A 24,224-nucleotide genomic window follows, 5' to 3' on the forward strand; every position below is an offset into this window, starting at 1 on the left:
TCACTTTACGTTTTTAAATTCATATACTTCCGAATTCTAGCAACATCTAAAGAATATTCAATAACTAATTGCTGTAACGGTAAAATAACTGTGTCAGGATATAAATGTGCATATTGTAATGTTTCTGCATATTTTTCTAACCTTTTTTCTAAATACTTTATTATTTGATCAGGATGACTTACTAATAAACATTTACAATAATAATGTATTTGTTCCTCAATCGCCGTGTATTCTTCAATTTCATATTCTTTATGCATGTGTACACCCCTTTAAGTTTTTTACATGAATTACTTATCACAATTTTCACTCGACAAATTTTAAGTTTTTTGATTATTTACACTATAACAAACAATCAGGGTCAAATTTTGTTACTTTATGTAACGTAGAAAATTTTTAACAAAATTGTAATGTTAACTCCTGCAAAATACATAAAATCTCTTTACTCACTTTTGTATAAAAAAATCGTACAGCTTAATTTAACTGCACGACTACAATCTCTGGCCTATTCAAAATTCTTTGCGGAATGATACTATTTCCTAATCCTCTACTCACTACCATTGATGTAACATGCCCGGTTCTGTTCTAATAGTATCATATAACATTAAAGCCGAAATTCCTAAGTTAAGGAAATTCGGCTTTTTGAGTTCGCATAAATATCTTAGTTTTAGTTCTATGTACCTTGCAGTTGTAGATCTTAGTACATACCAGTTGTCTATCTATATGTGATGAGTTTTTTATCTTTTTCAATAATCAACTATGTATAAAATATTTAACTTAATTAATCCCCTTAATGGATATCATGCTTTTTAAAGTTACCGCCTTGTACTTCCGCAACATCATATACAGTGACAAAGGCATTTTCATCAATTTCATGAATAAGTTCCTTCATTTTATTCTCTTCTAAACGACTGATAACACAGCTAACTTCTTTATAAGCTTCTTTCGAAAAGCCACCATACATTTCATTATAGATTGCATTTCTCCCAAGACGTTCCCAAATTGTATCTATCATTAATTTAGGTTCTTTTGTAACAATTTTAAATGTTTTAGAGCCACTTAATCCTACTTCAATAATATGAATTACTTTAGAAGCAATAAAGTACGCAATCGCTGATAAAATTCCACCCTGAAGACCGAATACTGTTGACACAAAAATAAATACGAACATATTTAAAAACAAGATAAGATCACTTGTGCCAAACGGTAATCTTCTAGACAACAATACCGCTAACATATCAATTCCATCTAACGCCCCACCATTACGAAGTGCCAATCCCATACCAAAGCCAATAATCACACCACCAACAACAGTAACTAGCAATGTATCTCCTTCAATAATTGTAGGCACATTATGCATAATCACAGTACCTATTGCAAGTGATACAATACCAATAACTGAATAAATTGCAAATCCTCTACCGATTTGTTTATAACCTAACCAAACAAATGGAATATTAATAAATCCAATTAAAAGACCTAATGGCAACCCAAATAACTGAGAACTAACGATACTTATACCTGTTACACCACCATCTGAGACATTATTAGGAATAAGTACAGCCTCTAATCCATACGCGGTTATAAATGCTCCAATAACAATTAAAATTGCTTGCGAGATTCTTTTTAATTTATTAACATTTTTAGTCCTTATACTTCCCATCTCAATTCCTCATTTCTCACATTTTTCTCTTTTTGTCATTTTATAATTACATCAGCTTCTTTAATCTTAGTGTTACACCCTACTATGTAACTTCTCTCAAACTATAACTTCCTATACTTAATCCGAAGGGTATACGGTATATGTATGGATTCTTATAACTACTAATCATGCGTTACCCTATTAAATACGTTATCCACTTTGCCATTTAAACACCATGAAATTATTGTTAATAGACCGCACACAGAAACTACTGGCTGTTCCACCTCCCAAGAGTTTAAATTATTTCCGTCCACTTACCTATCACACAGTATCAAAACCGTAGTTCATGAAATCAATTCCATAAACATACTGAGTGCTACTTTACAAGTCTCAAAATAGCACTAACTGACCAATATACTCATTCAGTCAATTATAATATACCTAAAACTAAAGAGAAATTCCATTAATTAATATTATTTCTCTTTATTAAAACAAGATACATAATGTAGGATTGTTTAAGTTTTTTATAAAATAAGTAAGTTTTATAAACACTCTAGTTTTCAATGTTTTTATGATGTGAAAACTATTTAAATTACGCTTAATCGAGAGTAATTTATTCAATATATTCTTTCTTTTCACTCTTGTATTTTATCTTCATTCGTGTATTATATGATGCAAGAATCTTCACATAGAAGAAAACTTTTAACAACGAGGTGTATCATATGGAGACAAAAAATAATGTTACAATTGGTTCCTACGTACAATTTCCCTATCGTAATAACTCCACCTTACAATTAACAGGTTGTGTAGTTAATATCTTACAAAATACGATTGTAGTTGATATTGCTGATATTGCTGAAACACATGCTATTGAAGAAACTAGGCAAGTTGTAAAACATGGTTATTATAAAGTGAAACTTTAATCAGCCCTCACCAATCGGGCTTTTACGGGCAGCAGGGCCCCACCTAACTTCTTTTCTTTCGTTGAATTTTGAGGTGGGGTCTTACTGCATGGCAAATAGCAAGATTAAAAGATGAAGTAAATCGGTAACATAAAAAAGACACTAGTACACACTAGGATCTTTTTTATAGCGTTGTTTTTATAGTATTTTAATTTACAGCCATCATACTAAAAAGAATCGCTTTCCAAGTTCTTATTTTTAATGATATTACATAAAGAATTGAGAGATTATTATCTAAGAGCCTTAACTATAACTTTAGTTGCCTCTGCAATGAGTTGATTATCATAGGTTGCCTCTTTCTCATCTTTACTAGATAAAATTACGATGATAATTGGTGCTCTATTTGGAGGCCAAACGATAGCAATATCATTTCTTGTCCCGTAACTACCAGCACCTGATTTATCTCCAACTACCCAGTCAGTTGGTACGCCTGCACGAATAAGTTTGTCCCCTGTAGCATTTCCTTTCATCCACTCTGTAAGAATTTTACGTTTTTCAGCTGGAAGTGCATTTCCGACCGTAAAAGCTTTAAGATTCATAGCAATAGCTTTCGCTGTACTAGTGTCACGAATGTCTCCTGGAATAGCTTCGTTTAATTCTGTTTCAAAGCGATCAGACATAGTAATCCGATCCCCCATATGCCTAAGCGCTTTTTCATATCCTTTAGGTCCGCCTATTTTATTAAATAAAATGTTCCCTGCAGTATTATCACTTGAACGAACAGCAGCCTCAGCAATTTCTCCTAGTTTCATTCCAGTATCTACATGTTTCTCTGTAACAGGTGAATAATCCACTAAGTCTTCTTTCGTAAATGTAATTACTTCATTTAATGTATCAATTGAGTTTTGCTGTAGTAATACTCCTGCTGCTAAAGCCTTGTAGGTTGATGCGAAGGCAAATCTTTCGTTAGATCGATAAGAGATTGTTTGATTTGTACCAGTATCAATCGCATATACACCTACTCGAGCATCAAATTTTTTCTCAAGTTGTGAGAACTCTTTATGCGTCGCCTGATTTTTATGTTTCACTTGTCCAGTCTTTTCTTTCGCTTCAACTTGCAGTGCCCCTCCTGTAAAAGCTTCTAGGCTTGTAATACTTAAACCTAATATACCAACGCATATTCCTATTTTTAGCATCCTCTTATTTTTCAAAATCATCATTCCTTCCAAATTTTTAGCACCTTTTTATACGTACACATAATAGACAATCACCGAACCAAATTTGTTCCACAAACTAAAAAAATTATAGCTAGTATGAGAGTTATTAACAAAATAAGAGATAGTAGCTACGACGCCTCTATCTCTTATTTCATATTTCATTTTTTTACTTATAAATGGCTTTATATGAACAGGGTCTCTTCCCTGAGAAAAGTACTCTAATTTTGCTTAGAACTACCTGTACTAGTAGTTTCACCATGTATACGTTGCTGTTTCAAATCAAAGTATGCATCTAATACTTCCTTTCCAATTATAGAATTAATTCCATTTTTATCATCATGAAGCCATGGAACTACTACGGAAAATGCTACTTCTGGATTATCATATGGAGCATATCCAACTAACGTTAAGTTGTAACATTCCATACGTTCTCCTTTTGCATTTCTACCAATCGGGTCATCTCCACCATATACAGTTTGGGCTGTTCCTGTCTTTCCTGCTGGTTTATATGGCGCGTTTTTGAAATATTTCACGCCAGTTCCATCACCTTCTTGGAATACCCATCTAAACCCTTCTTTTATCCGATCAATATGTTCTTTCTTCATATCAATTCGATTTAATACGACAGGCTCTATGGAACGTATAACTTTGCCAACCTCTTCTTTTATTGATTGTTCTCGTATTTCTTGTACAATTTGAGGTTGCATTCTATAACCACCATTCGCAATCGTTGAAATATATTGCGCTAATTGCAACGGCGTATACGTATCATACTGACCGATAGAAAAATCTAGTAAAAACCCAGGTTGACTATCTACTTTTCTCGTTTGTCCAATTATTTCATTCGGTAAATCAATACCTGTTGGGACACCTAAACCAAATTGCTTGAAATAATAGCGCATCGTATCAAATGCTCCTTGTTTAATATCCAATGAGCCATTTGGTACGTAATTGACCCCCGCAATTTTTAAAGCTGTCTGGAACATGTATACATTCGAAGATACTTGTAAAGCCCGTAAATCATTAATATTACCAAATCCGGATACATTCCACGATTTCTTAGCTTGTGTACCTTTAAATTTCATCGGCGCGTCATAAAATTGATCTCCTGGATGTATTGCCCCTGTCTCATATCCAGTTAATAAAGTAGCACCTTTTACAGCTGACCCTAGCTCATACGAAGTTGTCATGTTTCCTAATGCCAAATCCTCAACCTCTATTTTCCCTTCTTTTTCTACAATCTTTTTGCCTGCCATCGATAAAATTTGTCCGTTATTTGGATTCGTCATGACAACAAAAGCTCGATCGAGCAGTGGCTCTGAACTCTTAAAAGCTCTCAAGTTTTTTTCTATACTTTCTTCCACTTTCTTTTGTAATTCCATATCAATCGTTAATGTTAAACTATTACCACTTTTTCCTTTAGAGATTATTTCTGTGCTAACAATGTTTCCTAATTTATCAGTAATATTTTTTACTTCTTCTTTTGTGCCGTGTAATACATCTTCATATCGTTGTTCAATATAACTTTTTCCAACACGATCATTACGGTTATATCCACGTACTAAATAAGAATCTAAATTTTCTTTCGGTAATCCTTCTTCACTACTCGTAATATTTCCTAATACAGAACGAAATAAATTACCGTTTACATAATTACGTTCCCAATCAACAGTTGCATCTACTCCTGGAAAATTCGCAAGATTTTCGCTTATCCGCGCATACTCTTCATCTGTTACATCTTTTTTAATGATTTGTGGTGTTAGTTGATAACCTGAACTCATTTTACTTTTAATAGCTAACACCTTTAAATCTTGTGCTGTTAATTCTGCTAATTCTACCTCTGTAACCCGACCTCGTCTTAAGTCTTCTATTTTTTTATCTAACTCTTTTCCCTCTATACCCTTTTCTTTAAACTTTTCTATATCTTTCTTAGTAATCTTTGTCTCCGCACGTTTCGAATTCAACTGCATCCAAAAATCTTTTTTATCGATATCTGTTAATTTATTTATATCTTGTTCAGGCATTTCAAGTACTTTCGCCAAGTCTTTTGCTGTTTTTAAAATATCTTCACTCGTAATTCCCTTCACCCTTGTATACGTAATTGTGCGAAGAGATTTATTATTAACAACTGTTTTCCCTTCTCGATCTAAAATTTGTCCACGTGGAACTGGAATACTAGTTATTGCATTTTGACTACTTTCCACTTGGTTCTTATAAGCCTCTCCCTCAACGATTTGTACCTTTCCTAGCTGCATAATAATAGCTGAGAATAGTACAAATATGCAAAGGAACATTATATTTAATCGAATAGATATATATGTCTTCTGCTTCTTGCCTTTTTGTTCTTTCATAAATCCTCCATTTAATCCTTTCAGAAATTGCTACAAATACTAAAAGCATTTCTTATATATTAGATACCGCTAATCGGTTATAAATATCGCCTCAATTTTTTGCTTAATCCTTGTAAGCATCCATTCTTTTTCGTTTAGCTACGGCATTAATAACTCTCCCTTCTTGTTTTCTCTCTATTTTTTTGCCGCTTGCATTAGAAGTGCTAAACTGTATAATGACTCTTATTAAACTTACATATAGACTTGCTAGTAAATTTTCATGCTAATTATTCCTTTCTTCATGCTTTAATACTTAATAGACAACCTAAACAATAAAGTTGTTCCACATTTACAAAAAAAATAATTAAATATAAGATGAAATAGGCTACATAAGGGAGGGTTATATGTTACATACAAAAAGATGGAGATTTTTTGCGGTTCTTTCTATTGTAGGTTTGATTTTACTAATTTTATTAAAAATCAACTTCATTTCAATTACTATCGCAACTTCTTCAGCTGAAAGAGGAAAGATTTTTGATCAAAATGGTGTAATACTAGCTACAAATAAGAAAGTTAAGTCTCTATATTGCACTTCTAATGATGAAAAGCTATCGAAACAAGATACATCAAACACATTAGCTTTTTTTAATCAATTTTCAAGCGAGTTTCAACATGATATTTCTACAGAGAACATAAAATCTCAATTACAACAATCTTGTAAAAAGCAGACTATGAATGATATACCGTTATACTCTCATATAACTGAGAATGAACTTGCATTCATAAACAAAAACAAACCCAATAATGTAATAATTAAAGATGAATGGATTCGATATTATCCTAAACACGAAATTGGTTCACAAGTAATTGGGTATGTAGAAAATGACCTTAATTCAAAGCATATGGCTGTTGGAAAAAGCGGGATTGAGCTGCAATATGAAAATGATTTAAAAGGAAAACCAGGTAAAACTCTTATTTTTAAATTGAATAATAAAAAGTTCTTATGGGACATTCAAAAAGTACAAATAGGTAAAGATGTACGGCTAGCTTTAGACTCTGAGTTGCAGCAAAAAGCAGAAGAAGCATTAAGATCTCAAATTAAGAAAATACCTGATGCTAAAGCTGGTTATGCTGTAGTAAGCGATGCAAAAACTGGCGCAATTTTAACTATGGCCAACACGGCAGTTTTTGATCCAAATATATTAAATACACGTGTATCTTCTAGAAAAGAAAACATTAACTCTCTTTCGCAAAATAAAGCAATTCAAAAATTAAAGTATGGTGAATCTTATGTAAATATGGCTTCTACTATAAAACCACTCACTATTTTAATTGGATTAAACGAAAAGCTTTTCCAACCCGAAGATACTTATTTAGATAAAGGTACTTTTCAGTATGATAATCAAAATAACATTACGAATGCGCCTGGAACACCAACAGGGGAGATTACACCGAGGCAGGCTATCATTAATTCATCTAACACATTTATGACAGCAAAAGTAGCTCTGCCCCTATTCAACCAAAATAATGGGAATATAGAAAAAGTGGCACATATATGGACAGATTATTTAATGCAATTCGGCCTACGTTCTAAAACCGGGATTGATTTACCCTTTGAAGAAGACGGACAATATGAATTCCATCCATCTAATAAGTTTGAAAATGGAATCTCCGCTTTATTAAACGCCTCTTGGGGAGGAAATGAAGTGCATACCCCTCTTCAACTCGCTCAATATGCAGCAACTTTGGCAAGTAAAGGTGATAAATATAAACCTCAAACTGTAAGTGCAATTATTAGTCCGGACGGTAAGGAAACAAAAAAGTTTAAACCAATTTTAGAAAGTTCAAATCGTTACCCGATGAACTTTTGGAGTGTCGTGCAAGGTGGAATGAGTCAAAATATAGAGGAAATTAAAAAGTTGCCCTTTGACGTCGCAGGTAAAACAGGTATTACAGGTTTTCCGAATGAGCAAGAAAGAATGATAAATCATTCTCTTTTTATTGCATATGCTCCTACTGAAGATCCACAAATTGCCGTTTCTGTCGTTATTCCTGGTAGTAATTCAGAAAAAAACATTGCCGCTCTCGTTACATCAGAAATTTTAGAGTACTGGAATACTCTTCAAAAAGAGAATAAAAACAAAGAGGAAGGTTCATTAAAGTGAACCTTCCTCTTTTACCATATAGAATCTATATTTATTATTTTCCATGTTCCTTCATTATTCTTTTCGAACATAAATGAATATTTAATATCAGTTAAAACGTACTCTTTCTGTACATATCCAGTATTACCGTTAATTGTCGAAATTTTTATATATCCATCATTTTGCACTTTTTCTGGAATCCAAGCTTTTACCATTTCATTAGATATTTCATATAAAACTTGTGATTCTCTCTTTGGTTCAGCTAAAATTTTCGTTTTATTTCCAGTAACAGTTGCATATATAAAATGCGCTTGGTTTGGTTGGTTACTTTCTGTCAATCCACTTGGTACTTTATATACTTGCTTTGTATCTTTTGCAAACTCTCCTCCCATTGTAAGGGCGACTTGCAACTCATGAAAGATATCTTCATCAAACTTCAGTTCATCCTTCCTATAACTCTTTCCTTTAAATAGAACTTCATCATTTAACGCTTTGTACAAGTTATTTTCATTTTTTGAGTTCGTACTTTGATATAGTTCATTCATAAATTGTTTTAATGATGGATCTTGAGCAGACTCATCTTTTGTTTTAGGCTTAATTTGAGTACTACTTTGTACCGGCGATTTATTATCATCAAGCCAAGGTTGTTGAACAATGAAAAATAACATTGTACAAACCAAAACAACTACAATAGGTAATGCTTTTTTACGAAATGGTCTTTTATGTTTTACAAAATCCACTTCATTATTTTCATATATAGACTGCTTTATTTTAGAAATAAATTCTTCTTCATCTTTACGATTCTCCATTGGCCCTTTTTTTATTTTTCTATACCAGTCAGGATTTTGTTTATTGTTCATCACTACTACCCTCCCCTATTAATTTTGAAACCTTACTTCTCGCTCTACTTAATCTCGATTTTACAGTTCCAATGGATACTCCTAATGTTTCAGCCATTTCTTCATAAGATAATTCATATTTTGCGTCCAATATAATTATTTCACGGTGCTTTTTAGGTAGTTCTAATACAACCTTCCACACATCATTCATTTCTTCTTGCTTAAAAAATTCTTGTTCTGCTGACAGGGATTGCTTATCGTCACTAAAAAATCCTATTAAAGATATCCTTTTAAAATAAGAGGATTTCAAATAGTTTATTGCCGTATTTCTTGTGATTTTTAATATCCACGTTTTAATAGATGACTCCTTTCGAAATGAATTCCAATTTTTAAACACCTTTATAAATACATCTTGCGTGATATCATCTGATAAGTGTGGATCTTTCGTAATAATAAATGAATAATTCCATACATCTTGCCAATAGTCTTTTATAACATAGTCCAGCTCATCATGATTACACTTTTCAATAAACGTCTGTTCCATTTCCACACCTCAAACTTATTTGAATAAACATAAAAACTGCCCTCACTTTTATTATGGTTTCAATATATAGACAAGATACAAGTTTCATTTGTTCCATTGTTTATCTTTTTCAAGCAGAATAATACTACTAAAAAACAAGTAAAGCATACAATGATAAAATTCTACTCATGAAAATCTGTTTTTTGAATTTAACGTAACACTCCACTTGTCCATTTCAATTTGCTATCTCCTTCTATTTGCCATTAACAATGTCAACTTTTCTAGAATCACAGCAAAAAAGCATTCTTTCTAATCGAGAATGCTTTTTTGAAATTTAATTGTTCTATATTTTCCCCAATTTATATCTTTGAGTTAAGCAAACCTGTAATAAATTTAGTCAAAAAATTCACCATATAATTAAGTATTATTTCTGAAATACATGTTTTACTTTTTCACCTGGAACGTTACTTCCTCCTCTTCCTTTTACATCTTCAATCATCATTGTAACAATCATGTCTGGCGCATTTGCATCGAAAGCTGCGAACCATCCCAGTTCTTTTCCGTCTGCTTCTTTCGACTCTTTCAGTTCTGCTGTACCAGTTTTACCAGCAAGCGTTACACCATCAACCTTTGCAATTCTTCCTGCGCCATCAGGGTCATTAATGACTTTAATTAATGCGCTCTTTAATATCTCTTGATTCTTTTTAGAAACCACATTTTCTTTCCAATTCCCTGCTACTTTTGCTTCTTTTAAAAGATGTGGCGACGGAATATTCCCTTCATTCACAATCGGTGCATATGTTAATGCTAAATGAAGTGGTGTCATTAGTACTTGTCCTTGTCCATAGCCCGTGTCTGCTAGTTGAATATCGTTTTTTATCCCATCTTTTGCAATGATTGAAATAGGAAGTTCGTATTCGATTGGTAATTTTTCATGAAATCCGTACTTTTTAAATTCATTTACATACTGATCTTTTCCCATTTTCAAAGCTTGTTGAGCAAAATAAATATTATCAGAGTACTTCATTGCCTTATCAAAATCAATTGGACTTGCATCCTTTACACGCGTTACATAGTAATTTCCCCAAGACGAATCTTTTGTCCACTTCGATCCTTGAATTTTAAATTCTTCCTTCGGATTTATTGTGTTTGTTTCCAAACCAATTGCACCTGTGATCGTTTTAAATACGGAACCTGGTACAAATGCTTGTGTAAAGCGATTCGTCATTGGTAGTTTCGAGTCGTTACTCCATGCTTCTCGTTGGGCTTTCGATGCTCCTCTAACTATTATATTTGGATTATAAGCAGGGCTACTTACAAGTGCGATTGTTTCACCTGTTTTAGGATTGACCGCTGCACTAGACCCTGCTTCAGTTTTCATCTCATTAAAGATTTTTTCTTGAATTGCAGCATCAATTGTTAACGTAACATTTTCTCCTTCTTTTGCTTCTTTTTTTGCTACGTTTTTAATCTCTTTCCCCTTCTCATCTTCTATAAATACGCGTCCACCCTTTTCACCACGCAATTTATTTTCTAACACTTTCTCTAAACCGGTCTTACCTACTAAATCATCTGCTTGATAACCTTGTTTTTGAAGTGATTTTAACTCCTCCGCATTCACCTTTCCTATGTATCCAGTTAAGTGTGCCGCTGCTTCACCTAATGGATACGTACGAATATTTACTGGGTGAGATGAAACTCCTTCTAATTCAATATAATCATTCTGTCTGGTTCCCTCTTTTAAAATACCAATTGGTACAAAGGAGTCTGGTTTTATCCATTTTGCTGTGAGCTTTTGTTCGACCTCTTCTATAGACATATCAAGTAATTGTGCTACTATTTCTTTCGTTTGCGCTGCTGTTTCGCCTAGTTTCTCTGGAATAATTCCAACCTCAGTCGCTTTACCATTCGTTGCAAGCCCTTTTCCATTTCGATCATATATTTCTCCACGTTTTCCTTGCTCTATTTGCATACGTACTTTGTAATCTTTTTTCATTCCTGGAAAAATGAAGTCTGGCGTCCAATCTATTTTCCAAGACTCTTTATCTTTCACAAGTTTTGCTTCATGGATGAATGAAACTGATCCTACATCGGTATCCATCTTAACTTCAAAAAGAAAAAGCTCTTTATCTTTCGTATTCTCTCCTTTCATTTTAACTTTTAAATCCTTAGCTCCAATCCCCTCATAGATTTTTTGATATTTTTCTGTGAATTCTTTTTTAGAAATTGATTTTTTTGCATGATCTGATAAATGATCATACATATTTGTAAATTTTCTATCATTCCATAAATTGATATATTCTTCAAATGCTTGTTTTGGCGGTTCGTTTTTATTACATCCTACCAACATAACCGCGAAACAAACGAAAAGCAGCATCCATAATTTTTTCAATTCAATCTTCTCCCTTAGTTAAAAATGATGATTCCTTTCTTAATTTATTTAATAAAAAATGTTTTAACGCTTAATAGACAGTGAAAGTAAGGATATTGTTCCATATTTACAAAAAACTAAAAAAGAGTGATAAGAATTCCGTAAATTTGGAATCCTCATCACTCTCGTTTGATATTGTGCAAATCATGAATATGAAATAATAATTTCTAATTTTAAAAAATAATTTTAATTTTCCAACTAACGAGATAAAAATCATGTATTTGTTCTATTTTTAATAATTCATAAATTCGTTGAAATGTTCGCATCAAATTCATCTGATGTTTTGGTATCTATTTTTCTCCCATCAATTGTCATCTTTATTTTTTGTTTTTGGTTTGCTGTTACCACCCAAGCGTTCGGTAAATAACGATCTTCATGGGATAATGTAGACGGTGAATTTATAACCTTTCCTCCTAAATATAGCGTAGCAGAAGAACCTCCATCCATTGCCATTGCATTTATAGCTCCTTTTTCATATAGAATATCTTGACACTCTTTCAACGTAGCTCCTATACTATGTGTCTGTCTACCGTCAATAACTAGAAACATAATTGTACCATCTTCTTTTTGGGCCATAATACTTCTTGGAGCCGACCCCCAACCGCCGTCTCCTTCTGTAATCATTTTTTCTCCATTTACAATTAACTGTGGCATAAATCCAGCTGCGGAAACGACTTGTTTATCCAACAGTTGTTGGGTAGAATAATTTCCTGTTATCATTTGACCAAACTTTGTTAATCCAGTAATAATTGTAGGGGCATTTCTATCCATATTTGTATCAATAGCTTTCCCATTTTCTATCACAATTCCAGTAGCAACATTTCCTCCACCCCTTCCTGTTTCGTCAGCAAATCCACTTGCATTCACAGCAACAAGTGCATGATTACGTTTTGCCATTACACTAATTTTTTCTCCCCTGTTAGCACCCTGTGTTCCTTGATGGCTAACAAGTTTAACATTGAAAGGATTACTAATTGTGACTAACTTTCCTTCGAAAAGAAAGCGACTATCTTTATTACTTTTAATCGTTTCTACATCAATTTCTAATGGCTGATTTTTTAATTCTTCTAATCTTTTTCCTACTATTTTTTTATAAATATGCTCATCACTGTTTGACCATTTTGGATGATTAATTCTATCTTGCAGTTTATCTAGTTCCTTTTGGGATAGGAATGTATATTTCGCATATTGTGGATGCTGAGAAGTTAATATACTCCCAGCGATTGTTATACGAAGCTCTCGGCCATAGCTAGTACCAAATAGTATTCCTACGCCAATAATCATTAAAATAGAAAATAGAAGCAAAATTCGTTTGAAGATTTTTCTTAGATGTTTCATAGTTTTATCCTCCAGCATTCATTACATTCAATAAATCCATTAAAATATTATTTATCTAAAGACAAAAGTGTTTGATTTCCCCATGCCTGAATTCCCCACTATGTTTTAGCAATTAAGGCAACATACTTATTCCGGATTTCGTTTTTTCAGTGTATATTTATAAATTTAATAATATTTTTGCAACCATGAAGTAAATTACTAATCCTGTTCCGTCAACAAATGTTGTAATAAATGGACCTGAAACAACTGCAGGATCTAGTTTTAATTTTCTTAGAATTAAAGGTAAAACAGCTGCTACAAGAGAGGCCCAAATAACAATAAATAATAAAGTAATTGCTACAACTTGCGCAACTTCTGTTCCAACTCCTAACATATAAGCACGAGTGAGCCCAGCTATCCCAAGTGCAAGTCCAAGAAGCATACCAATTGCAAATTCTTTTTTCATTACACGGAAAATGTCTTTAAATTTCAACTCTCCAATACCAATTGCACGAGTAATTGTTGCTACAACCTGTGTTCCTGTATTCCCTCCAGTACCTACTAATAATGGAACAAAGAAAGCAAGGGCAACTACAGTTTCAATTTCGTCTTCAAAATACTTTAATACTGTACCTGTATATGCCTCAGCAACAAAAAGAAGTAATAACCATGGTAGACGTTTTAGGAAAATGCTCCAAATACTAGCTTCAAAGTAAGATTGATTCAATGGTTCACTTCCGCCTAACTTTTGAATATCTTCTGTAGCTTCTGCTTCCATAACATTCATTACGTCATCAAATGTTATAATACCAATCATTTTATTATTTGCTGTTGTGACAGGTATTGCTGCTAAATTATAATTCAGTAGCTTTTTTACAACTTCTTGCTGGTCAACTTCAGCGTGTACTGAAATTGCCTCTGGCATCATGATAGTAGATAATATCTCTTCATCTGCTGCTAGTAATAACTCATGTATGGAAACGATTCCCTCAAGATAACCATGACTATCAAGAACATAACTATAAGATATTGATTCTACATTTTCAGAATGTTCCCTAATGTACTTCAATGTCATTTTTACTGACCAATCTCCTCTAACTGCAACAAAATCACTTGTAACAAGACTTCCTGCCGTTTCAGGTTTGAAAGTCATTAATTTTTTTACGTTATGTTTTGTAATTTTATCTAGATACGCCATTAATTTAGCCTGCTTTTCCGAATGAACCGCTAGAAGTAAATCTACTAATTCATCAATCGGTTGTAAATTTAGTAACTTTTTAGCTTTATTTTCAGATAAGTGAATTAAGATATTATATTTTTCTTCTGCACTCATATATTGAAGAACTTTAGAGCTTTTTAATACAGGAATCGTATTTAGTAATATGACTTGATCTTCAATTGAAAACTGTTTTACTTCTTGCGCAATATCATACGACGGAAGACGTAAAACTTTCTCTGCATCCAAGTTATTTTGGGTTATAAGTAATTCCTTTAATAATTTCTTCATGTTAACTCCTCCTCATATTGCTAAGGGAGACTCTAGAGTTTCATGAGTGGTTTTGTTTTATTTTATCTGTCTTAATTTTTTTATTAGAGCAATAATAGTTACATTGCAATCAATTTATTAGTTAGAATTACCTCCTTTTTGAATATAGACAAGATAAAAATAAATAACATTAAACAGAAAAACCTTTACTCAAAAAGGAGTAAAGGTTTTTTCACAATACAAATAAATGATTATTAAGACAGCTCTGCCGAAATCACAGAGGTGCCTTTCTATCAAATCGTATACCACTCCCTCGTTGAGTTTTAGCACTGTATAGCATAGGTTTTTATAACCAGCTACATTAAGAAGGGCCTTAATCCGACCGTTCCTGTTGACCCATTGGCGTCTCTCGACATTTTTGGGCAGCAGCGTTTCTCTATACAGGAGCCTCACCTAACAAAGTTTATTGAATTACTTCAAAATTTAAACCAGAATTTAATATTTGTCAACTGACTTTCAATTCCATTTATAAAAAAATCTTTTATAGAAAATGAAATTATATTTTATTATAAATTTAAAATCCCCCTTAAAAAACATAGAATTCAAATAGATTTAATTCGAAGAAACGTAATAAAACATATGAAACTTATTATTTTTAATCAAATTCCAACTTTATAACAAAAGATGAATAATTAGTCATTCTGTATATAAAAAGAACATTCACAAAAAATCTTCTTTTATGATTAAAATCTTCTTTACTATTTATCAAATTTATATGGTTAAACTACTTAATTAAACGATACACTACAAGTCAAAAATATGTACTTATACAGAATGATTACAGACATTTTTTTATATCATTTCTCAAAGGACTATAAAGCAATAAAACAAATAAAATTAGCAATATGGTTGCTTGACAAGCAAAAAAAATATATTTATGCTTGCTACACGAAACAAACACATAAAATTTATATTGCTTAACCTGTTAGGTGAGGCTCCTATGCAAACACAGGCTATTGCCCAAAAATGTCGAAAGACGCCAATGGGTAGAACAGGAATTGTCGGATTAAGGCTCTTCTTAAGATAGCTAAGTAATGAATTTTCATTACTTTACGTTGTATAGTGCCAAAGCTCTACTAGGGGGAAAAAGCCTTATTTAGTCATGCCATTTTGAATCCCTCTAGTTACATACTAGGGGGATTTTTGCGTAAAAAACAGGGAATAAGTGATAGAATCTTTCTAAACAAAAGTCATATTTAGTAATTGACGAGAACAAGATTCTATTCATTAGCAAATGTAATATTATGTTTTGTTTTAAATCAGGAGGATATTAAAATGAAAAAAATATTAAAACTCGATTATCTATTGCTCCTTCCTCTATTCATAACATGTACTTTAGGTATTATCATGATGTATAGTGCAAGCTCCATTGTCGCTGTCCAACATTACGGTTATAACAGTAAACATTTTGTTGATTCTCAATTAACAAAGCTACTTTTAGGAACAATAGGATTAATAATTTGTGCTTTACTCCCATATGAAATATGGAAAAAACGAATAGTCTCAATCTTTATTATGGTTGGGGGGATTTTTTTATTAATTATGGTTTTATGGAAAGGAAAAGTGGTAAATAATGCTCAATCATGGATCTTTGGAATACAGCCAGCTGAATTTCTTAAATTAGGAACAATACTTGTAACAGCCCGTTTTTTTGCATTGCGACAAGAACAAGCTAAAAATAACTGGAGTGGTATCGGAAAACTTTTATTTTTTTTAGCTACAATTTTTTTTCTTATCTTTAAACAACCAAATTTAGGATCTGCACTTTTAATATTAGGTATAGGTATTAGCATATTTCTTTGTTCAGGAATAAATATAAATCTACTAATCAAAAGAACTACCATCGGTTCTATTTTATGGTTACCTATTTTATATTATTTGATTCAATATAGTTTATCAGCAGTTCAAAAGACACGTATTACTACGATTTTCAATCCCTTTCTTGATGCGCAAGGAAATGGATATCAGCTTGTAAACTCTTTTATTGCCATTGGCTCTGGAGGAATCACTGGTCGTGGATTTGGAAATAGCATACAAAAAACAGGGTATCTTCCAGAACCACACACTGATTTTATAATGGCAATAGTTTCTGAAGAACTAGGATTTATTGGTGTATTTATTCTATTGGTGGGAGTTTTGACTATAGTACTTCGCTCCTTAAAAATTGCACAATTATGTGTAGATCCATTCGGCAGTTTTATAGCAATTGGTATAGGATGTATGATTGGTATGCAATCTGTTGTAAATTTAGGTGGTATTACGGGACTATTTCCTCTTACAGGTACTCCATTTCCATTTGTAAGTTTTGGTGGAAGTTCTTTAATGGTCAATTTAATAGCAATAGGAATATTGCTTAATGTCTCAATTTTCAATAAAATGAGACATTCTCCTTTTTAAAATCTATTGTACTATAGTCATTTTTGTTACATTTAGAGAGATTATACAGGCTTTCATAATGATTTGATCAAACTGTAGATTTATTAATTTTAGACGAACATTTAAAATATTTTATAGCATAGAATAGACAGTATACAGTAGACACCACTAATATCTACTAGGTGAATAAAAAAGAAGGAGAAAATAAATGACTCTAAATATAAATAGAGTATTCCCACGTAATTGGTATGCTGTGAGTTATGCAAAAGATATAAAAAAGATTCCAGTAAAAAAAAGATTTGCTGGCAAAGATTTTGTATTATATCGGGATGAAAAAGGCGAAGTTCAGGCTCTATCACCTTACTGCCCTCATCGTGGCGCTGACTTATCACTGGGACAAGTAGTAAATGGTAAACTAGTCTATCCCTACCATGGTTGGGAGTTCGATAGTTGTGGTACTTGTGTAAGAATTCCATCCCAACCCAATAAACCTATCCCGAAATTTGCTCATACCCTCTCATACCCTGTAAAAGAAAAGATTGGGTTGATTTGGATATATCCTGATAATGAGGAAACTCCACCTGAATGGCAAACTTTTCATGTAATGGAGAACACTCCTTTTAAACTCTCTTTCTTCCACGCCACTTGGAATGCACACCTTACTCGATCAATCGAATCTGTGCTGGATATTGCTCATCTTGCTTATGTACATAAAAAAACGATTGGTAGAAAAACAAAAGCCGAATCAACCAATTATAAGCTGGAGGGAACACTGGATCAGTTTATATTCTCAAATGGTGATGCTTACCTTGAATACAAATTCCCACATCAGTGGATGCTTCACAGTGGCAAACAGGAGAATGAGTCATTTATTCAGTACATTACGTTTACACCAATTGATGAAGAAGAGACATTAATTATGGGATATACCGGAAGGACATTTTTAAAGTACTTCCCTTTACTAGACCAAATTTTAGCTAAATTTAGTTTAAGAGTACTAAAAGAGGATCAAATTATTGTAGAAAGTCAACATCCTAGACCTATACCAGAAGCTTTAAAAATGGAGGCCCATGTTCATGCAGATATGGCTCAAGTTCAGTTTAGAAAACGTTGGTTTCAGTTTTTACAAAATGGGTCTTGTTTTTCACTTGATTAAAGGCACGTAACGCAGTATTAAATATAGGTGTAGTGATGTTGATAGACGTGGATGCTACCCCATCGCCATCAAGCTAAAATTTTATAGTACCCCCTGAACCCAATTTTGTACTAACTCGTAACAAAAAATCCCTTCAAAAAAAGAAAGGCGCCTATGCACATTTCTTTTGTAATTCATTCTCACTCTCTTAGCATTCAGAATCCCTTATGAATCACTTTAATGCGTCATTGTACGGACCTAATTACTCTTTAAAAAAGTAATAATTTGTCTCCTTACTTTTCAGTAACATATTTCCTCTTATTATTAAAAATAAGTCGTTTCTGCTTAATATTTTTACTATAACTCTAACTAGTGCTAACCAAAGGATCATAATAAGCCAAATATAATTTATTAATCACGTTTAAAGTACATAAGTCTGCACTGATTGAAAATGCAGAACCAGCATTAATATCGTTTAGCGTATTCCTAATCCGCTAACGACTTAAATCACCTTATTTCACTCTCTTCGGTAAAGCTGAGCCTGCATGTTCAATTACTGGATGAACATAAACATTAATATCAGCATTACTAAAATAATTTTCACCTTGATCCCAATTCTTACTTATTTTCTTCCATTCTTTATAATTATTCCGCTTATATACTTCTCCTAATGCTAATACATCCACCTTATATTTTTTTGAACAAGCTTTATTGATTTTTGAATCCTTTGATCCATCTCTTTTGAAATATCCTTCGTTAAGCGTTTTTTATCTCCATGCTCAAATGTTTTCAATTATTTTTGTTTCTCCAGATTTATTATAGAATCTTTCATCTAAAATTAGTCTGTTTTACCAGTTAACATAGAATTTGACAGACGAATAAATTCTTCTTTGCGATCTAAAAAAATGTATGTGCAATAAGAGTTATGTTTAACATTAACAAAACACTTAATATAACCAATAAACCATACACCCAAAATTTACTTCTTCATTGAAAAAACAACATTTTTAGCTAGATGTAGTAAGTTATTTTAGGATGAAAAATTTAAAATATCTATCTTTATATACAGTTCAATATATTACTACAATTTTAACAAAGGACTACAAGCAATTGTAAAAGAGAAAATGAAAAAACAACTTAAGTTTTACCCTATACAATCATTAAAATATATTAAATTTATTGTTGTATTAATTACCAATAAGAATTTCATAAAGAAAGCACAGACTTATTAAGGCACATATTTATCTAACCTACATAAAATAAAGATGTACAATTGCCTACTTTATGAATTTTTTATAATGATATATAGAAAGGATTCATTAAGTTATGTTTGTTGGGAAATAACATTTATATTTCTTCTAAAATAAACAGGGTACAAATTACACATATCAGCCTTTTTATTTTAGAGAAAAGTTGTTTATAAGTAGTTCTTTTCTTTAAAAGAAGGAACTACATTTTTTAAATTAAATTTCTACATGAATAAATTTAGCACGGGAAAGGAATTGAACTTATGTCTAATTTAAATTTCATTTCTGATCAATTTGCTGCAATTCTTAAAGGAAAGAGTAAAATAAATCAAGGTGGTTGTTCGGTGTCTTTTCACCGCAATTTTAAGGTCCTGGTTCAAGGAAAACCAAGTGCCTATGTAGTTCCCGTCGGAGTAAGTTTTGAATCGTTGGATCAAAATGGCAATGCATTAAATTTAGGAGAAATCGCGGTTCTACAAGAAGAGATCCCTGCATTTATGAAATCAATTGTACAACAAGGAATTATTGTCAGTGCTTTACATAATCACTGGTTATACATGAATCCCTTAATTATGTATATTCATATCCAATCGGTAGAGCACCCGTTACATTTTGCAAGAAAATTGGCAAATTCATTTTTATCGTTAAGCAGCTATCCTGTTACTAATAACGAAGGGCAATAATCAATGTTTTTGTTGTGTTCATTTATTATTATAGGAAGCACCACGTGTCCATTAACTTAAGTAACTTTAATACCCCTAAACAAATTTGATAAAAAAATAATATTATTTTTTTATCATTTAAGATGAACTATAATCATTTGCGGAAGAATCACAACAAAATGATCACTTGTATTTTTAGAAAAAACAGCCTATTCTTGATCCATTGGAGAAGTAATATTATCTTTATAGGTATCTATATAGATATTACCATTTGCAGCACATACAGCATATGTAACATCTTTGGAGCGAAGGTTCCTTTTTTTTAGTTCATACTGTAATTCTAACTCCGTCGATTGTTTTGTATTAAATTTTCTGTCATAATTTCCCCATCCATGATTAACCCTATAGGGAGCTTACACTCTTTTTTTGTCGGTATATTTAAATCTTGTTTTGTAACAGTACGATATTCTGGTTTTTTCAAAACAGATATTTTACCATTTGTTTCAACTACGACATAAAGAACTTCTTCAATGTTAAAAATACGATTCTCTCTTAATTGTTGGTTTAAATAATTTAGAGAATAGCGCATTTTCCTCATATTATTTTCTGGAATTTTCCCATTTTCAATAATTACTGTTGGATTTCCTGCAAATATTTTTCTGCCTATTCGACTTTTCATGGATATATAACTAACCATTAAAATGATAAACAATAAAATAAGAAAAGCAATAACTGCATGATGAGTTTTTACATTTAAATTAAATGCCAAATTTGCAATAATACTTCCGATAGAGATAGCACCAATAAAATCAAAGGTATTCATTTCAGCGATAATTTGCTTTCCTAATATTTTAGCTCCGATAAATAAAATCGAGAAAGAGAACAATGTTCTCAAAATAATTTCTATATGTTCAGACACAAATAGCTCCTTCTTTTAAGATTAGGTGTTCGAATAATAACATTTTATATAAAGATAATATGTATCATTGTAAAAGAATTTATTATGTTCAATACCAGTAGATAATTCATCCATATTAAAACGACGGAACTTTTTCACTTTTAAGAGACAGAAAGGGAAAGGAAAGGAAAAATAAAACTAAATATGTACAAAAATACATTAGATGAATTATGTTTTTTATTTCCATCAAGTTAAATATAACTTGACACTCCCCCCTAAAGAACTAGGAGTGTCACAACATTTAAAGAACATATTTCCTTTCGAATCATTTATTTAGGGTCAATATTTAACTTTTTCTTTCATTTTCAATCCCTCTGAAGCTCGATGATATTATGCATATTTTTAGATTTTCCATTTGTAGCTATATTGATTGAGACATTAAGATCTAATTCTTTATTTTGAAGGGGTATTTTCCCCTCTTTTTTATATCGTTTCCACAATTTAGAATTCTGGCGATATAAGGTATGTGATAACTGATACATGTCAATCCCCTCTTCGATTCCTTTCTGGTACGTTTTTTTTATTTCTTTTTCAACTTGGCCTTCTGCAATTTTTTTTATATCCTTTACAGGCATAGGGTTTATTAATTGAAAAATATCAGCATCAAAATCGATATTCATAAGCATGCGTAACTTTCCATTTTTAATAAGATACTTTGTATCTACCTTTGGATTTTTCAATACTAGATGTCCAATGATCTTCTCGTTAAATTTTAATAGTAATGGAGCTCGTTTGGTATTTTCATCAGTCCACTGAACCCCAGCAATATCATGGTTCTTTAAATGATTTATATAGGATTTATTACTTATAAAACCATAACCACTAAATTTTAACATCGGAAATGATATATGCCCTTTTTTCCAATATGATTTAGTCGTAGCTAAGAAAGGAATACGAGTTGTCATCCCAGGTTCATAATAATTTCTTTGGAATTTATATAAAGGTAAAGGGTCTATTATTGTATATTGCTTGGTTATCTCTTTTGGTAAATTAATGATTGTATATAATTGAGAAATATTCAAAATGTTATTGTTAGATAATATGTTTTCTAAAGGTTCCTTAGTTCCAAATAACCACATAGTATCTCGAAATTGAAAAAAACGAGAAAAAAAATCATTAAATTGATTTATGTCACCATGTTTTAGAAATCTTTCTGTTACAACAATTGTTTTGAGATGCTCCCATGAAATTTCTTGCTGAGCACCCTTATAAAAATCAAATGCTGCCTCATCTAAAATAGGTCCTTTCCCCATTGCAATATAGGCCTGGCTATAATTACGGGTAGCGCTCCCTTCTTGTTTAGCTATGTTAGAAAAATTAATAAATTGCGGACGGATGATATAATTATTATCTTTAAAATCGATACCTAGACTATTTATATACAGAACGTGATGCAACTCTCTTTGATCCCAACACCCTGTTAGAAACATACACATCATAAAAAAAAATACAACTATTCTTTTATTTTTCTTCATCTGTACTCTCTCTTTTCCTTGTATTATCTTGAGTATGCAATTCTTCAGGTCTTTTTTTCATATACGTGAACGGAATTCTAAATGTGGCTGCTAACATACTTTTAAACACAGGGGGTGAGTACGGTGTAAAAAATGGAACTCCAAAAGAGCGTAAATTCACTACGTGAATTACCATCACAAGGACACAAAAGATAAATCCTACTATACCCAGTAAAGCAGATACTAGAAATACTACATATCGCAATATACTTATTATTCCTGTTACTGACTGATTAGTTAGAGCAAATGTCGAAACAACCGAGATTGCTATTATAATGACCATAGATGCTGAAACAATTCCTGCACTAATAGCAGCTTGTCCAATAATTAATCCTCCTACAACAGATAATGTTTGACCAAATACGGCAGGAACACGCAATCCTGCTTGCCTTAAAACTTCAAATAAGGTCATCATAATCAGCCCTTCTAAAGGAGCTGGAAAAGGAATCCCTTCTCTGGATAAGCTTAATGTAGCTAACAGCGTATAGGGAATCTGATCTGGATGATATGTAATTAGTGCTATCCAAATTCCTGGAAGAAACATAGAAATTGCTATCCCCAAAAGACTTACAAGCCGTACAAAGCTACCGAATATATAGAAAAAATCTTGATCTTCAGATGTATTCACAAAAAAAGGAAATGTAACTGGGGCAATAGTGGCTGTTGGTGACCCTTCGACTAATAAAATAAAACGCCCATACAACAAACAATTCACAGCATAATCAGGGCGCCCTGTATATTCAACTAATGGAAATACACTAAATTGATTATTTGTGATTAATTCTTCAATTTGTGCACTTGAAACAACCCCGTCTATTTTAATTTGTCTTAATTTTAATTGAACTTGATTAATGATATCTTGGGATGCGATATCTCTCAAATACATGAGTGCTACTTTAGTTTGTGTTCTTTCTCCAATTATAAATTCTTCATAACTAAGAGAACTCGTTTTTAGTCTTTTTCTAATTAATCCTATATTTGTGTTTAACTCTTCAACAAATCCATCCCGTCCACCTCGAATGGTCATCTCTGTATTTGTTTGTTCAACTGATCTTGTAGGTATTTTAGCAACATCAACTATATACCCTTGTTTAGATTCCTCAAAAATAATGAGGAGGTTACCTTTAAATATAATTTGAGAAATAATTTCATTCGAATTTACTATATCTAATTTCTTTACTGATAACTCAGAAATTAATCCTGTAAGGTTAAATTCTTCTATCGAATTATTTATAAGTTGTTTGCAAACATGGGATGATGTAGCTTGTTTTAATTTTGTATTGTCAATTAAGTTTTCACAATACATAAACAACACTGACCTCGTTTTTTCTTTCTCATCTAATTCACGCTTTATTATCTTTACATCGTTGCATCCATCAAACCACTTTAGTATTATCTTCTCGTTTAATTCTACTCTTTTGTTCATCTACGTTGTCTCCTTCAA

Annotated in this window: 16 protein-coding genes, 4 pseudogenes and 2 riboswitches; of the genes and pseudogenes, 5 read left to right on the top strand and 15 right to left on the bottom strand. The window is 32.0% G+C overall.

The annotated features are described in order from the left end of the window. Window positions 1-5 precede the first annotated feature (5 nt). From ACS2CR_RS16225 to ACS2CR_RS16235, 3 genes and pseudogenes are all read right to left on the bottom strand, one after another. On the bottom strand, window positions 6-257 hold the full coding sequence (locus ACS2CR_RS16225) for a hypothetical protein (RefSeq protein WP_000548621.1): 252 nt from the start codon (window positions 255-257) through the stop codon (window positions 6-8). 214 nt (window positions 258-471) lie between these two features. Further along, window positions 472-564: pseudogene (locus ACS2CR_RS16230) on the bottom strand (phosphoesterase); the annotation flags it as partial. 223 nt (window positions 565-787) lie between these two features. Continuing rightward, the gene (locus ACS2CR_RS16235; protein WP_000534865.1) at window positions 788-1,660 is read right to left on the bottom strand and encodes a YitT family protein; all 873 of its coding nucleotides are present in this window, start codon (window positions 1,658-1,660) and stop codon (window positions 788-790) included. A 701-nt stretch (window positions 1,661-2,361) separates the two neighbouring features. On the opposite strand from ACS2CR_RS16235, the gene ACS2CR_RS16240 reads away from it, so the two are divergent. Further along, the gene (locus tag ACS2CR_RS16240) at window positions 2,362-2,562 is read left to right on the top strand and encodes a DUF2187 family protein (protein ID WP_053512911.1); all 201 of its coding nucleotides are present in this window, start codon (window positions 2,362-2,364) and stop codon (window positions 2,560-2,562) included. 269 nt (window positions 2,563-2,831) lie between these two features. Here ACS2CR_RS16240 and bla read toward each other — a convergent pair whose 3' ends face one another. Together bla and ACS2CR_RS16250 are read right to left on the bottom strand one after the other, a co-directional pair. Further along, window positions 2,832-3,758 carry a class A beta-lactamase Bla1 gene (gene bla, locus ACS2CR_RS16245; RefSeq protein ID WP_002101021.1) on the bottom strand — a complete coding sequence of 309 codons (927 nt, stop codon included), beginning with the start codon at window positions 3,756-3,758 and terminating at the stop codon, window positions 2,832-2,834. Window positions 3,759-3,976: 218 nt separating this feature from the next. After that, entirely contained in the window at window positions 3,977-6,109 is a 2,133-nt protein-coding gene (locus ACS2CR_RS16250; protein ID WP_074642436.1) for a peptidoglycan D,D-transpeptidase FtsI family protein, read from the bottom strand. A 383-nt stretch (window positions 6,110-6,492) separates the two neighbouring features. Between ACS2CR_RS16250 and ACS2CR_RS16255 the strand changes: the two genes are divergently transcribed. Beyond that, on the top strand, window positions 6,493-8,253 hold the full coding sequence (locus ACS2CR_RS16255; protein WP_000903340.1) for a peptidoglycan D,D-transpeptidase FtsI family protein: 1,761 nt from the start codon (window positions 6,493-6,495) through the stop codon (window positions 8,251-8,253). A gap of 11 nt (window positions 8,254-8,264) precedes the next feature. Here ACS2CR_RS16255 and ACS2CR_RS16260 read toward each other — a convergent pair whose 3' ends face one another. The 5 genes from ACS2CR_RS16260 to mgtE all read right to left on the bottom strand — a co-directional run bounded on the left by ACS2CR_RS16260 (window position 8,265) and on the right by mgtE (window position 14,849). Continuing rightward, entirely contained in the window at window positions 8,265-9,092 is an 828-nt protein-coding gene (locus tag ACS2CR_RS16260; protein WP_001060763.1) for an SH3 domain-containing protein, read from the bottom strand. After that, a complete protein-coding gene (locus ACS2CR_RS16265) occupies window positions 9,082-9,615 on the bottom strand; it encodes an RNA polymerase sigma factor (RefSeq protein ID WP_000438327.1) in 534 nt (177 codons plus the stop codon). Before ACS2CR_RS16265 ends, ACS2CR_RS16260 begins: the two co-directional genes overlap by 11 nt. A 403-nt stretch (window positions 9,616-10,018) precedes the next feature. Further along, a complete protein-coding gene (locus tag ACS2CR_RS16270) occupies window positions 10,019-11,986 on the bottom strand; it encodes a penicillin-binding transpeptidase domain-containing protein (protein ID WP_000737767.1) in 1,968 nt (655 codons plus the stop codon). Between the two features lie 279 nt (window positions 11,987-12,265). Then, window positions 12,266-13,363, bottom strand: a complete 1,098-nt coding sequence (locus tag ACS2CR_RS16275; protein WP_000681825.1) for a phosphodiester glycosidase family protein — start codon at window positions 13,361-13,363, stop codon at window positions 12,266-12,268. 157 nt (window positions 13,364-13,520) lie between these two features. Then, window positions 13,521-14,849 (bottom strand): magnesium transporter, encoded by a 1,329-nt coding sequence (gene mgtE, locus ACS2CR_RS16280; RefSeq protein ID WP_053512969.1) that lies wholly within the window; start codon window positions 14,847-14,849, stop codon window positions 13,521-13,523. Window positions 14,850-15,130: 281 nt separating this feature from the next. Beyond that, a riboswitch (M-box (ykoK) riboswitch) is annotated at window positions 15,131-15,296 on the bottom strand. Window positions 15,297-15,802: 506 nt separating this feature from the next. Next, window positions 15,803-15,979, top strand: a riboswitch (M-box (ykoK) riboswitch). Window positions 15,980-16,163: 184 nt separating this feature from the next. Here mgtE and ACS2CR_RS16285 point away from each other — a divergent pair. After that, a complete protein-coding gene (locus ACS2CR_RS16285; protein ID WP_074643218.1) occupies window positions 16,164-17,285 on the top strand; it encodes an FtsW/RodA/SpoVE family cell cycle protein in 1,122 nt (373 codons plus the stop codon). A gap of 187 nt (window positions 17,286-17,472) precedes the next feature. Then, a complete protein-coding gene (locus ACS2CR_RS16290) occupies window positions 17,473-18,420 on the top strand; it encodes an aromatic ring-hydroxylating oxygenase subunit alpha (RefSeq protein ID WP_153602875.1) in 948 nt (315 codons plus the stop codon). A gap of 241 nt (window positions 18,421-18,661) precedes the next feature. Here ACS2CR_RS16290 and ACS2CR_RS16295 read toward each other — a convergent pair. Together ACS2CR_RS16295 and ACS2CR_RS16300 are read right to left on the bottom strand one after the other, a co-directional pair. Then, a pseudogene (locus tag ACS2CR_RS16295) lies at window positions 18,662-18,730 on the bottom strand (HXXEE domain-containing protein); the annotation flags it as partial. A gap of 181 nt (window positions 18,731-18,911) precedes the next feature. Continuing rightward, window positions 18,912-19,171, bottom strand: a pseudogene (locus ACS2CR_RS16300) (Ger(x)C family spore germination C-terminal domain-containing protein); the annotation flags it as partial. A 738-nt stretch (window positions 19,172-19,909) separates the two neighbouring features. Between ACS2CR_RS16300 and ACS2CR_RS16305 the strand changes: the two are divergent. Next, window positions 19,910-20,329 carry a DUF1259 domain-containing protein gene (locus ACS2CR_RS16305; protein WP_000067578.1) on the top strand — a complete coding sequence of 140 codons (420 nt, stop codon included), beginning with the start codon at window positions 19,910-19,912 and terminating at the stop codon, window positions 20,327-20,329. A gap of 188 nt (window positions 20,330-20,517) precedes the next feature. Here the strand turns inward: ACS2CR_RS16305 and ACS2CR_RS16310 are convergent. From ACS2CR_RS16310 to ACS2CR_RS16320, 3 genes and pseudogenes are all read right to left on the bottom strand, one after another. Further along, window positions 20,518-21,227, bottom strand: a pseudogene (locus tag ACS2CR_RS16310) (DUF421 domain-containing protein). A 344-nt stretch (window positions 21,228-21,571) separates the two neighbouring features. Next, window positions 21,572-22,741, bottom strand: coding sequence for a Ger(x)C family spore germination protein (locus tag ACS2CR_RS16315; protein WP_016110013.1), 1,170 nt, complete (start codon window positions 22,739-22,741; stop codon window positions 21,572-21,574). After that, a complete protein-coding gene (locus ACS2CR_RS16320) occupies window positions 22,728-24,206 on the bottom strand; it encodes a spore germination protein (protein ID WP_053514028.1) in 1,479 nt (492 codons plus the stop codon). Before ACS2CR_RS16320 ends, ACS2CR_RS16315 begins: the two co-directional genes overlap by 14 nt. Between the last annotated feature and the right edge of the window lie 18 nt (window positions 24,207-24,224).

This window comes from Bacillus cereus group sp. BceL291 (genome assembly GCF_051776705.1).
GTDB lineage: Bacteria > Bacillota > Bacilli > Bacillales > Bacillaceae_G > Bacillus_A > Bacillus_A cereus.